The following is a 12,881-nucleotide window of genomic DNA, read 5'->3' as shown; positions in this document are numbered from 1 at the left end:
CTCTTTTGTTGAGGCCATCATGTTACCCAGCCATTTTTTCGCCAATCTCGCCCGCATGAAACTCATCTACCGCTGGCCCCTGATGCGCAACATCCAGCCGGAAAACATCGCCGAGCACAGCCTGCAAGTGGCCATGGTGGCCCATGCCCTCGGCATCATCAAAAATCGACTGTTTGGCGGCAGCGTGAATGCCGACCGCGCCGCCGTGATGGCCCTCTACCACGACAGCAGTGAAGTGCTGACCGGCGATCTGCCTACCCCGGTCAAATACTTCAACCCCGAAATTGCCCGCGAGTACAAGAAGATAGAACTGGCCGCCGAACAGCGTCTGCTTGACATGCTGCCGCCAGAACTGATCGATGACTTTCGCCCCCTGCTCGATTCGGCAGCCCAGGATGACGAGCTGGCCAGACTGGTCAAGGATGCCGACACCCTCTGCGCCTATACCAAGTGTCTGGAGGAGATCAACGCGGGCAACCGGGAGTTCGAACCGGCTCGCAAGCGCCTTGAAGCCATGCTGGCAGCCCGGATGAGCGAGGAGATGCGCTACTTTATCGACACCTTTGTGGCCAGCTTCTCTCTGCCGCTCGATGAGCTTAACGCTCACTAAGCCAGTCCACGCGACCTGAAAACAGAAGGGCCCGCCGGTTTTCACCGACGGGCCCTTCGTTATTTATGGCGCATTAGATGCAGCGCATCAGTGACCCAGCTCGCGGGAGGGTACCAGACCGCTCGCACGCCAGGCGGGATAGAGGGTCGCCACCAAGCTCATCAGGATGGCGGCGCCCGTCACGATGAGCAGATCCTGCATATGCAACTCGGTCGGCAAAAAGTCGATAAAGTAGATATCCGGATTGAGGAAGCGGTGGCCAATAAGCTTCTCGATGACACCCAGGATCTGAGTCAGCTTGCTCGAAAGCAGCCCGCCCAGCAGGGCGCCGAGCAGGGCTCCGGCCACGCCGTTGACCATCCCCTGAATGACGAAGGTGAGCCGGATCTGGCCAGGGCTCGCCCCCATGGTTTTCAGGATGGCGATTTCGCTGCGCTTCTCGTTCACCGCCATCACCAGGGTGGAGACGATGTTGAAACAGGCGACGGCCACCACCATCAGCATCACCACATACATGACGGTACGCACCATCTGGATGTCCTGATAGAGGTAGCCCTGGCTGTTCATCCAGCTGCGGATATAGACGTGATGGGGGAACTGCTGCGCGGCGGCTACGGTGATGGATTGCGCCTTGAGCACATCGCTCACCCGCAGGCTGAAGCCCTCCACATCGCTGCCCATGCCGGTGATCGCTTGCGCATCGGCCAGATGCATAAAGCCGAGCAGACCGTCGAGCTGACCGCCGATCTCCAGCAGCCCCACCACGGTCAGGGCTTCGCGCCGGGGATTCTTGATCCCCGCCTGATCGCCCCCTTGCGGCAGCAGCAGAGCGACCGAATCCCCCACCTTGACCCCCAGCTTGTCGGCGATGGTCTTGCCAAGGATCACCCCACGTTCACCCGGTTGCAGCTCACGCAGACCACGGCCCGTCATGTATTTGCCGGCATCCGACAGATTGGCTTCCAGCTCCGGCAGCACGGCGCGCAGTTGCACCCCCTTGAGGGCAGAGCCATGCTCCAGCAGACCATTGAGGCGAATGACCGGCGCTGCCGCCTCAACGCCCGGCTGAGCCAGCAGGTAGTCGCGCAGACGTGACCAATCCGGCAGCGGCCGCTCGACGGCGTCCAGCTCACCTTGCGGCACGACCGAGAGCACCCGATCTTTAAGCTCCCGCTCGAAACCGTTCATGGCAGAGAGGCCCAGGATCAACGCCATCACCCCGAGGGCGATACCGATCAGGGAAGAGGCAGAAATAAAGGCGATAAACCCGTTGCGACGGCGGGAGCGGCTGTAACGCAGGCCCAGAAAGAGGGGCAGCGGTTTGAACATCAGGCAACCTCCGCCATCACGCCGCTCACCAGGGTCACCCGGCGATGGAGCTTGGCCGCGAGGCTCAAGTCGTGAGTCACCACCACAAACGCAGTGCCCAGTTCACGATTCAGTTCACACAGCAGTTCGTACACCGCGGTGGCACTGGCGTGATCCAGATTGCCGGTGGGTTCGTCCGCCAATACCAGACTCGGTTCGTTGACCAGCGCCCGGGCGATCGCCACACGTTGACGTTCGCCACCAGAAAGCTCGGAGGGACGGTGATTCAAGCGATGGGAGAGCCCCACCCGCCCCAGCATCTTGGTTGCCTTTTCGGTGGCAACCGCCACCGACTCACCGGCGATCAGCAGCGGCATGGCCGCATTTTCCAGCGCACTGAACTCGGAGAGCAGGTGGTGGAACTGGTAGACAAAGCCCAGCTCGCGGTTGCGAAAACGGGCTTGGGTACGGCTGTCCCAATGGTGAATATCCTCCCCCTTGAACAGCACAGCGCCACTGGAGGGGTTGTCCAGCGCCCCCATCAGATGCAGCAGAGTGGTCTTGCCGGAGCCCGAGCTCCCCACCACCGCCAGCATTTCACCGGGCGCGACGCAGAGATCGATCCCCTTGAGCACCTGAGTCTCCAGCTCCCCCTCTTTATAGACATGATTGAGCGCCTGGCAGCGCAGCAGAGGTTCACGGGATACGGCTTCATTCATAACAGGGGCTCCACTTACGCCAGTGACCACAGAGGCACCAGTAACAACGCCGGTACTCGCACCGGAGGTAACAACAGAAGATGTATTATTCACGGCATTACTCATAACGCAGCGCCTCGGCCGGTTTCACCCGCGCAGCGCGGGCCGCCGGATAGAGGGTGGCACTGAAACTCAGCAGCACGGCGCCCAGCAAGATGGTGATGACCTGAGCCGGCTCGACAATCACCGGCAGGCCACTGCCGCCTGCCGCCATATAGAGGTTGAGCCCCACCGCATTGAGTAGAGGGTTGAGACCCAAGGAGAGCGCCAGGCCCGCCAGTCCGCCAAACAGGGCGCCAATCACCCCGCTGGAGGCGCCAAGTACCATGAAGATTTTGACGATCCCTGATTCACTCATGCCCATGGTGCGCAGGATGGCCACTTCGCCCTCCTTGTCCGTCACCACCATCACCAGCGCGGAGAGGATGTTAAAGGTGGCAACGGCGATGATCAGCACCAGCATCAGCCCCATCATCCGTTTTTCCATGGCGACCGCCTGGAACAGCTCGCCCCGCTCGCGGCGCCAATCCTGCCACAGCAGCCCATCCGGCAACGGTGTCTTGATCACCTCGTCAGCGGCAAAGGGATCATCGAGCCAGAGGCGAATGCCACCGACGGTTTCTGGCGGCAGGCGCAGCAGCCGCTGGGCATCCCCCAGCGCGATCAGCGCAATCTGGTTATCCACATCGGCGCCGACCCCGAAGATACCGGAGACGGTAAAGAGGCGCTGGGCCGGTACCCGGCCAAACGGGGTGAAGCGGGTCCCTTCGGTCAGGATCAGGCGAACCTGATCGCCGATGGAGACATTGAGGCGACGAGCCACCCCCTGCCCCAGCACGATGCGGTAGTGGCCGGCCAGCAGGGTATCGAGGCGTCCCCCCAGCATCTGGCTATGGAGGATGTCATCCTTGGGCCACTTAGCAGGGTCGATCCCCTGCACGCTCACCCCGGTCAGTTGGCCAGGGCTTTGCAGCATCCCTTCGCTGTCGAGCATGGGGGCCGAGGCGACCACATGGGGTAATTTGGCCAGATCCGGCAAGCCTTGCGGGTCGGCATCAATGCGGCCAGCCTGATTGGTCACCACCACATGGGGGATCACCCCGAGGATGCGCCCTTTGAGCTGCCCTTCGAAACCGTTCATCACCGAAATGACCACCATCAGGGCGGCGACCCCGATGGCGATGCCAAAGGTAGAGAACAGGGAGATAAATGAGACGAAGCGATTGCTGCGCTTCGAGCCTGCATAACGCAGGCCGATGGCCAGCGAAAGGGGCTGAAAAAGTCCGGTCTTCAAGGATATGTACGTTGCCAACAAAATAAGATACCGGATAATAAAGGGAAACCGTCCATGACAACAAGGGATAGCCTCCATGCAGGAACAGTTCTTCAGCGTCACTCATGCCACGCCGGTCAATGTGATCCCCATGCCGGCCGACTTCCATCTCCCCTCGCTGGAGGAGCTGGACGCTGAGCTGCCGGAGCCCTTTCGGATCTCTTCGGCCATTACCTCCATCGATCTGGTGACCACTCGCCTGCTGCGCAACCAGAACGAGTCGATGCACGATCTGATCGAGATCGTCAATCAGCAGTCCCGCAAGATCGACATGATCATGGGCTATGTGCTCTCCCTGCAGGACCATCCGGAGCAGCGCTTTCACACCCTGCGCTTCGGGGCTGGTCAACTCACCTACCTGCACCCCTATCATGGTCACGGGGATGCGCCGCACCTGCACCAGATCGTCCGCCTCAAGATCTTCCTGCGGGAAGAGGCGGCCGCCATCTACTGCTATGGCCAGGTCAAACAGCTTGACGGCGGTGAACATGGCACCCATGTGCAGCTCGACTATGTGCGGATCCGCGAAGATGACCGTGAACTGCTGGTTCGTGCCAGCCTCCACGTGCAATCGAAGCAGCTCAAGCTGCGCGCCCAAGAGCGTCAGCGCTAACCAGAGCGAACGTCAGCGATAGATAACGTCAACGTTAAAAGAATCGAACCATGCCAATGACACTCCCCGCCTTGCCCGCCAAAGCGGGCCAAAAGATCACGCTCGGCCAACTGGTCGGCAGCAGCCTCTCGCTGATTGCAGCCCGTCTCACCAATGAAGCCAAGGGGCCGGTACTGCTTATCACCGCCGATACCCCGAGCGCCCTGCGCCTGGAGCAGGAGCTGCAGTATTTGCTGACAGACAAGCAGCTAGCCGATCAGTCCGTGCCGGTATTGCTGTTCCCCGATTGGGAGACCCTGCCCTACGACACCTTCTCCCCCCATCAGGACATCATCTCCCAGCGGCTCGAGACTCTCTACAAGCTGCCGCAGATGAGCAAGGGGGTGTTGATCGTCCCCATCTCCACCCTGATGTTGCGCTGTGCGCCCCGGATCTATCTCGACAAATACAGCCTGATGGTGAAGGCCGGTCAGCGCCTCAATCTGCAACAGTTGCGCGGCCGCTTGGCCGAGGCGGGTTACGTGGCGGTGGATCAGGTGTTGGAACATGGCGAATTTGCCGCCCGCGGCTCCCTGCTCGATCTCTTCCCCATGGGCAGCAGCAGCCCCTATCGCATCGACTTCTTCGACGATGAAGTAGACTCCATCCGCCCATTCGATCCCGAAACCCAGCGCTCCAGCGAACCGGTCAAGACGGTCAGCCTGCTGCCCGCCCGGGAATACCCTACCGACGAGGCGGCCATCGAACTGTTTCGCGGCCAGTTCCGCGAGCAATTCGAGCTGTCGCGGGCCGAGGGTTCCGTCTATCAGGAGGTGAGCAAGGGACACTGGCCCGCCGGCATCGAGTATTATCTGCCGCTCTTCTTCAACCAGACCGCCAGCCTGTTTGACTACCTGCCGGAAGAGACCCTGCTGCTCACGGTGGGGGACATCTACCCCGCCGCCCAGCGCTTCTGGAACGACATCGGCCAGCGCTATGAAGACAGACGCTGGGACAACACCCGCCCACTACTGCCACCGGCCCAGCTCTATCTGCCGGTGGAGCAGCTTTTTGCCTCTCTGGGCCAATATGGCGCGGTGCGGCTGCAAGAGGCCGCTACTGCGGGCGATGCAGGTCAGCACGATCTTCCTATCTCGGCGCTGCCGGATCTGCAACTCGATCACAGCAAGGAACAACCCCTGCTGGCGCTCAACCAGTTCCTGCAAGGTTTTGCCGGGCGCACCCTGTTTGCGGTGGAATCCGAAGGACGGCGGGAGGTACTCGGCGATCTGCTGGCGCGTATCTCACTGCAGCCCAAGGAGTTCCCCTCTCTCGGCGCCTTTATGGCGAGCCCGGATCGCCACGGCCTGCTGGTGGCACCGCTTGAACGTGGCTTCCTGTGGCAGGAGGCAGGTCAGGATCCACTGGCCCTGATCACCGAAACCGAGCTGCTGGGCGGCAAGGTGCGCAGCAAGCGGGCGCGAGAGAAGAGCAAGAACTTAAGCTCCGATGCGGTGATCAGAAACCTGGGCGAGCTGACCCAGGGTCAGCCGGTGGTCCATCTGGATCACGGGGTCGGCCGCTATCTGGGGCTGGAAACCATCGACGCCGGTGGTCTGCCCACCGAGTTTTTGACCCTCGAATATGCCGGCGGCGACAAGCTGTTCGTGCCGGTCACCAGTTTGCACCTTATCAGCCGCTACACCGGCTCTGATAACCCGCCCAGCCACAAACTCGGCGGCGAGGCCTGGAGCAAGGCGCGGCGCAAGGCGGCGGAGAAGGTGCGCGACGTGGCAGCCGAGTTGCTGGATGTCTACGCTCATCGCGCCGCTCGCGCCGGGTTTGCCTTCAAGCACGACAAAGAGGCCTATCGCCAGTTTGCCGCCAGCTTCCCGTTCGAGGAGACCGACGATCAGCTCAACGCCATCAATGCGGTGCTGGGGGATATGTGTCAGGCCAAGAGCATGGACCGACTGGTGTGTGGCGACGTAGGTTTCGGCAAGACCGAAGTGGCGATGCGGGCAGCGTTTGTGGCCGTCCACGGCGGCAAGCAGGTTGCCGTGCTGGTGCCCACCACCCTGCTCGCCCAGCAGCACTACGACAACTTCCGCGACCGCTTTGCCAACTGGCCGGTGCGGGTCGAGGTGCTGAGCCGCTTCCGCTCCGCCAAGGAGCAGAGCGCTGTGATGAAAGAGCTGGCCGAAGGCAAGGTGGATATCATCATCGGCACCCACAAGCTGCTCGGCTCCGAGCTCACTTTCAAGGATCTGGGCCTGCTCATCGTCGATGAGGAGCACAGATTCGGGGTGCGCCAGAAGGAGAAGATCAAGGCGCTGCGGGCCGATGTGGATATCCTCACTCTCACCGCCACCCCTATTCCGCGCACCCTCAATATGGCGATGTCCGGCATGCGGGATCTCTCCATCATCGCGACTCCACCCGCCAAGCGACTCGCCATCAAGACCTTCGTGCGCCAGCACGAACCGGCGGTGGTGCGCGAGGCGGTGCTGCGTGAACTCAAACGTGGCGGCCAGGTCTACTACCTGCACAACGACGTGGAGAGCATCGAGAAGTGCGCCGCCGATCTGGCGGAGCTGGTACCCGAGGCCCGCATCGGCATCGCCCACGGCCAGATGCGCGAACGTGACCTTGAGCGGATCATGTCCGACTTCTACCACCAGCGCTTCAACCTGCTGGTCTGTACCACCATCATCGAGACCGGCATCGACGTGCCAAGCGCCAACACCATCATCATGGATCGGGCGGATCACCTGGGTCTGGCCCAGCTGCACCAGCTGCGGGGTCGGGTTGGCCGCTCCCACCATCAGGCCTATGCCTACCTGCTCACTCCCCATCCCAAGCTGATGACCAAGGATGCGGCCAAGCGGCTGGAGGCGATCGCCTCGCTGGAAGATCTCGGTGCCGGCTTTGCGCTGGCGACCCACGATCTGGAGATCCGTGGCGCAGGCGAACTACTCGGCGACGATCAGAGCGGTCAGATCGAATCGGTCGGCTTCACCCTCTATATGGAGATGCTGGAGCAGGCGGTCGAGGCGCTGAAAAATGGCAAGGAGCCGTCGCTGGAGCAACTAATGAGCCAGCACACCGAGGTGGAGCTGCGCCTGCCTGCGCTGTTGCCGGATGACTATATTCCGGACGTCAATATGCGCCTCTCCATGTACAAGCGGATTGCCAGTGCGGCGGACGAACAGGAGCTGCGCGAGCTGAAAGTGGAGCTGATCGACCGTTTCGGCCTCTTGCCGGAGGCGACCAAAACCCTGCTGGAGCTGGCTGCCTTCCGTCAGCGTGCCACTGCCCTTGGCATTCGCCGGGTGGAGATGAGCGAGCGCGGCGGCTATCTCGACTTCACGCAAGAGACCAAGGTCAATCCGGCCTATCTGGTCAAACTGCTCTCCAGCCAGCCACGGGTCTACAAGATGGACGGGCCGACCCGGCTGCGCTTCCAGGTGCCGACCCAGGATCGCGCCATGCGCCTGAAACTGGTAGATGGTTTGCTGGCTGATCTGGCCAGCAACAGCCTGTGAGTCTCTGCAACGCTGGCGGCGAGCCAGAAAGAGAATGCCAACATAAGCAAAACGGGAGCCAAATTGGCTCCCGTTTTGCTTATGTTGGCTGGCTACTAGCGTCTCCCTTCTCCCCTTGTGGGAGAAGGGTCGGGGATGAGGGGGGCAGTGAAAACCATTCCTCTCACCCTGCCCTATCCCTGGGGAGAGGGAATCGCATCGGTAAATGTTGGGCTTCGCTGCGCTCAGCACCAACCTACACCTCTGACGATCAGCCCTGGTTGGCTGGATCCTCATGGGCGGAGAACTCGCGCATAAAGGCCTCGGCCCGCTCCACCATCTTGGTCGAGCCAACAAAGTAAGGGGTACGCTGGTGCAACGCGGTGGGCTGGATATCCATGATGCGGCCAAAGCCATCGGATGCCTTGCCACCGGCCTGCTCCACCAGAAACGCCATCGGGTTGCACTCATAGAGCAGGCGCAGCTTGCCGTTCGGCGAGTTGGTGCCGGACGGATAGATGTAGATGCCACCCTTGAGCAGGTTGCGATGGAAATCGGAAACCAAGGAGCCGATATAACGTGAGGTGTAAGGTCTGTGGGTCGCCTCGTCGCGCTCCTGACAATATTTGAGGTACTTCTTCACCCCATCCGGGAACTTGATGTAGTTGCCCTCGTTGATGGAGTAGATCTTGCCCTCGTCCGGAATGCGGATGTTCTCGTGGGAGAGGCAGAAACAACCGATGGAGGGGTCGTAGGTAAAGCCGTTGACGCCAAAGCCGGTGGTGTAGACCAGCATGGTGGAGGAGCCGTAGACCACATAACCGGCGGCGACCTGACGGTTGCCCGGTTGCAGGAAGTCCTCCAGCGTCACCGGCGAACCTTGCGGGCTCAAACGGCGGTAGATGGAGAAGATGGTTCCGACCGAGACGTTGACGTCGATATTGGAGGAGCCATCGAGCGGGTCGATCAGCACCACATACTTGGAGTTTTTGGAGAGCGGTGAGTCAAAGGCGACAAAGTCCTCTTCCTCTTCCGAAGCCATGCCGCACACCTCGCCGCGCGCTTCCAACGCCGCCTTGAAGCGTTCGTTGGCGTAGACATCCAGCTTCTGCTGCACCTCGCCCTGTACGTTTTCAGCGCCCATGGAACCGATGATATCCGCCAGTCCCGCCTTGTTGATCTCCCGGTTCACCACCTTGGCAGCAAGGCGGATCGAGCTCAGCAACGAGGTCAGCTCGCCGGTCGCGGTAGGATAATCCGCCTGCTTTTTGACGATGAACTCACCCATGGTGATCATGTTTCGCATTTTTGTTCCTTTAGATCGCATCCGTTGGCATTGAAAACGTTTGCAGGCATCGGCAAAAAAAATGCCGATCACCGGCGGCCTTGATTTGTAACCTAATGTAACGTCTGTTTTTTGTTTTTGCAGCGAATTAAGCGGCCTATTAAATAGGCTATTTCGCCTCACGTTATGGTAAAAGGCGCTTTTTATTCGGTTTCAATCGATAACTTTTCGCCTCTTAATTCGTGGCAATAACCTGCGGCAAGCCATGAGCTGACTGGCCTTTGGCCATTAAAAATGGAGTCTGATGGGCCTGCCGTTCCCTCAGCCATTACCTCTTGAGATCCGATCGCCAATCCAGCACACTGATTTCGCTTTGGAAGCAAATAAAACTCAAGGATTATCAATGAACAAGACTCTCATTGCCGGCATGGTAGCCGGACTGTTTGCCCTTCCCGCCTGGGCTGCCCAGGTGCCTGCCGGTACCAAGCTGCTGCCGGATGCCCAACAAATCTACGTGACCAATATCGGCACCGAACCCACCACCATCGACCCCCAGCTGGTAGAAGAGACCGCCGGTAGTGCCATCGTCAACGATCTGTTTGAAGGGCTCTATGAGCTGGATAATACCGGCAAGATCAAACCAGCAGGCGCCGTCAGCTACGACGTCGACAAGACAGGTACCGTCTACACCTTCAAGCTGAGGCCCGAGGCCAAGTGGTCAAACGGTGAACCGGTCACCGCCGCCGATTATGTCTACGGCTGGCAACGGGCGGCCGATCCCAAGACGGCCTCCAACTACGCCTGGTTTATCGAGTTGACCGGAGTGGTCAATGCAAGCGAGGTGACACAGGGCAAGAAGAGCCCGTCAGAGCTCGGGATCAAGGCGCTCGATGACCACACCCTGCAGGTCACCCTGAAAAATCCGGTTCCCTTCTTCCTAAAAACGCTGGCCCACTACACCACGTTCCCGGCCCCCAAGGCCACCATTGAAAAATTCGGCAAGGATTGGGTCAAACCGGGCAATATCGTCTCCAACGGCGCCTTTGTACTCAAGGAGTGGACCCCCAACGAGCGGCTGAGCGCCGAGCGCAATACCCACTACTGGAACAACCAGCACACCGTCCTGAACAAGGTGATCTATCTGGAGATCGTCTCGGAAACCGCCGCCTACAACCGCTATCGCACCGGTGAACTGCACTACACCACTTATCCGCTGGAGCAATACAAACAGCTCAAGAGCAAGAGCCCGGAAGAACTGGTCAGCGTCCCCACGCTGGCCAGCTATTACTATGTCTTCAATACCCAGCGCAAACCGTTCGATGACCCGAAAGTACGCAAGGCGCTCTCGCTCGCCATCGACCGGGAGACTATCACCGACAAGATCCTGGGGCAGGGACAAATTGCCGCATATAGCTTCACGCCCCCCATTGTGGACGGTTTTGAATTGAAAAAACCGGCCAGCCAGCTGCAGAGCAAAGAGGAGCGGATCAAGCAAGCCAAAGCCCTGTTGGCCGAAGCGGGTTATGGTCCGGACAAGCCACTCACAGTGGACATTCTCTACAACACCAACGAGAGCCACAAAAAGATTGCGCTGGCCGTCTCCTCCATGTGGAAACACAACCTAGGGGTCACTGCCACCCTCAACAACATGGAGTGGAAGACCATGGTCTCGGCGCTGAACGAGGGGGATTTCGGGGTTAGCCGCTATGGCTGGAACGGGGATTATAACGACGCCTCCACCTTTCTCGACATCATGACCTCCAGCAGCAGCGCCAACAGCGGCAAGTGGTTCAACAAGGAGTACGACGCCCTGCTGGCCAAGGCCCACGACTCGCTGGATCCCGCTGAACGCAATGCCCTGTATCAGCAGGCAGAGGCTCTCATTGATGCGGATGCCCCCATCGCCCCCATCTATTTCTCGGTCAAATCAAGGTTGCTCAAACCTTTCGTGAAAGGCTATCCCCACCTTAACCCGCAGGATGTGGTCTACAGCAAGGAGCTCTATCTGGTTGCCCAGTAACCGGCTCGGCAAGATGTGACCATAAAAAAGCGCCTGCATTGCTGCAGGCGCTTTTCATTGGCGGCCAAGCGGGCCATTGGGCCCATCTACGCTTTCACGCAAGATTACTCTTCGGGACAAGGAGCCAACACCTCCCGGCGACGACCCATCACCACCGGACGCACCAGCAACTGAGCCAGCAAAACCCCCAGCAGAGTCAGACCGCCCCCGATCAGGTGATAGCTGGTCAGCCGCTCTCCCAGCAGGGTGATGGCAAGGCCAGCCGTCATCACTGGCAGCAGATTCATAAAGATGGCGGTACGATTGGCACCAAGCAGGGTGATCCCCTGCATCCAGAGCCAGGGACAGAGGGCCGACGCGGGGATCCCCGCATAGAAGATCAGCCAGATCGCACGCCCCTCTGGCAGCTGACCATCCACCAGCAGAAAGAAGGGGGTCAGGATCAGCACACTGCAGAGCACCTGACCGTAGAGCAGCGACCAGTTGTCGAGCCCCAAATCCCACTTCTTGAGCAGCACGCTATAAAGGGCATAAGTGCCCGCCGAGAGCTGCATGTAGACAGAGCCGATATGAATACCCTGGGTAAACAGTCGGGTCGGATCCCCCTGCCCCAGCAAGATAGACAAGCCAAAGATGGAGAGCAGCGCCCCCAGCACGGCGCCCCAGGTGGGCCGCTCGCGCAGCAGCCAGATACTGAACAGCACGGTCAGCAGCGGCGTCAGTCCCATCATCAACCCCATCTCGGTAGCCCCCAGCGTTTGCGCCGCGTAGTACCCAAAAGTCTGGTTGAGCACCATGCCCAGCGAGGCCAGCATGGCGATCTGCCAAAGGCCGGCACGAATGCGGGCACGCGCACGCCATACTCGACGGGCCAGAAACGGGCTTAATACCAGCGCAGCCACCACCCAGCGCGACCAGGCCAAGGCTGTCGGGGACAACACACCAACCGCCAGTTTGCTGACGATGCCATTGCCAGCCCAGATGGCAATGCAGGAGAAAGGAAACAGAAAGGCAAAGGGCATGAGAGGATCCAGACCGAAGAGACAACAGCGGGCCAGTATAGGGGGCGATGGAAGATAAACAAAGGTGTGGGCCTGAACAGCCACATGGTGAACGCCAGTAGCCAGAAACAAATATGCCCGCAAAAGTGCGGGCATATCAGTGCAGAAACAGGTTCAGAAGCGCATCACGCGGCATCCATGTGCAGTCTGGAGATCAGCTCGTTGACCTCGGTGACTGTCTGGCGATGGGGAATATCCGCCGGATTCGGCATCAGCAACAAACCGGATTGGAAATCAAACCGCCCCCGACCATGAATGTAAATCCGACCTTTAAAGAAGGTTTTGACATGCTTTGCCACCATCAGTGGCAGGTACTTCTTGAACACTCTCATCGTTTGCAACCTCTTGCAGTTGTATCCGTATGACAGCAGCTTCTGCGAATTAATTCCG

General features: G+C 59.8%; 10 protein-coding genes. 4 read left to right on the top strand and 6 right to left on the bottom strand.

The window, feature by feature from the left end; all coding sequences use genetic code 11:
* Window positions 1–19 precede the first annotated feature (19 nt).
* Window positions 20–610 (top strand): 5'-deoxynucleotidase, encoded by a 591-nt coding sequence (gene yfbR / locus G5533_RS01650; protein WP_167569878.1) that lies wholly within the window; start codon window positions 20–22, stop codon window positions 608–610.
* An 87-nt stretch (window positions 611–697) separates the two neighbouring features.
* Here the strand turns inward: yfbR and lolE are convergent, their stop codons facing one another.
* The 3 genes from lolE to G5533_RS01635 all read right to left on the bottom strand — a co-directional run bounded on the left by lolE (window position 698) and on the right by G5533_RS01635 (window position 3,970).
* Window positions 698–1,939 (bottom strand): lipoprotein-releasing ABC transporter permease subunit LolE, encoded by a 1,242-nt coding sequence (gene lolE, locus G5533_RS01645; RefSeq protein ID WP_421282544.1) that lies wholly within the window; start codon window positions 1,937–1,939, stop codon window positions 698–700.
* Complete coding sequence (gene lolD / locus G5533_RS01640) at window positions 1,939–2,637, bottom strand: lipoprotein-releasing ABC transporter ATP-binding protein LolD (RefSeq protein WP_005336988.1); 699 nt, start codon at window positions 2,635–2,637, stop codon at window positions 1,939–1,941. The genes lolE and lolD overlap by 1 nt, the downstream gene beginning before the upstream one ends.
* 97 nt (window positions 2,638–2,734) lie before the next feature.
* Window positions 2,735–3,970 carry a lipoprotein-releasing ABC transporter permease subunit gene (locus tag G5533_RS01635; RefSeq protein ID WP_323928153.1) on the bottom strand — a complete coding sequence of 412 codons (1,236 nt, stop codon included), beginning with the start codon at window positions 3,968–3,970 and terminating at the stop codon, window positions 2,735–2,737.
* Window positions 3,971–4,046: 76 nt separating this feature from the next.
* Here G5533_RS01635 and G5533_RS01630 point away from each other — a divergent pair, with 76 nt between their 5' ends.
* Together G5533_RS01630 and mfd are read left to right on the top strand one after the other, a co-directional pair.
* The gene (locus tag G5533_RS01630) at window positions 4,047–4,622 is read left to right on the top strand and encodes a hypothetical protein (protein ID WP_064336238.1); all 576 of its coding nucleotides are present in this window, start codon (window positions 4,047–4,049) and stop codon (window positions 4,620–4,622) included.
* Window positions 4,623–4,678: 56 nt separating this feature from the next.
* Window positions 4,679–8,146: a transcription-repair coupling factor gene (mfd, locus tag G5533_RS01625; protein ID WP_441254426.1), complete on the top strand. Its 3,468-nt coding sequence runs from the start codon at window positions 4,679–4,681 to the stop codon at window positions 8,144–8,146.
* 250 nt (window positions 8,147–8,396) lie between these two features.
* On the opposite strand, the gene fbp is transcribed toward mfd, so the two are convergent.
* A complete protein-coding gene (gene fbp / locus G5533_RS01620; protein WP_236341877.1) occupies window positions 8,397–9,431 on the bottom strand; it encodes a class 1 fructose-bisphosphatase in 1,035 nt (344 codons plus the stop codon).
* A gap of 382 nt (window positions 9,432–9,813) precedes the next feature.
* Here fbp and G5533_RS01615 point away from each other — a divergent pair, with 382 nt between their 5' ends.
* Window positions 9,814–11,430, top strand: coding sequence for a peptide ABC transporter substrate-binding protein (locus G5533_RS01615; RefSeq protein ID WP_064336240.1), 1,617 nt, complete (start codon window positions 9,814–9,816; stop codon window positions 11,428–11,430).
* 104 nt (window positions 11,431–11,534) lie between these two features.
* Here the strand turns inward: G5533_RS01615 and G5533_RS01610 are convergent, their stop codons facing one another.
* Both G5533_RS01610 and G5533_RS01605 read right to left on the bottom strand, forming a co-directional pair.
* A complete protein-coding gene (locus G5533_RS01610) occupies window positions 11,535–12,452 on the bottom strand; it encodes a DMT family transporter (protein WP_421204790.1) in 918 nt (305 codons plus the stop codon).
* A 164-nt stretch (window positions 12,453–12,616) separates the two neighbouring features.
* Entirely contained in the window at window positions 12,617–12,823 is a 207-nt protein-coding gene (locus G5533_RS01605; protein WP_005336998.1) for a DUF1107 domain-containing protein, read from the bottom strand.
* Window positions 12,824–12,881: the final 58 nt, after the last annotated feature.

It is taken from the genome of Aeromonas sp. A600620 (assembly GCF_029479985.1).
GTDB classification, from domain to species: domain Bacteria; phylum Pseudomonadota; class Gammaproteobacteria; order Enterobacterales; family Aeromonadaceae; genus Aeromonas; species Aeromonas veronii_A.
The sequence above is the reverse complement of the archived record's forward strand: the minus strand, read 5'-3'. Positions and strand labels throughout refer to the sequence as shown.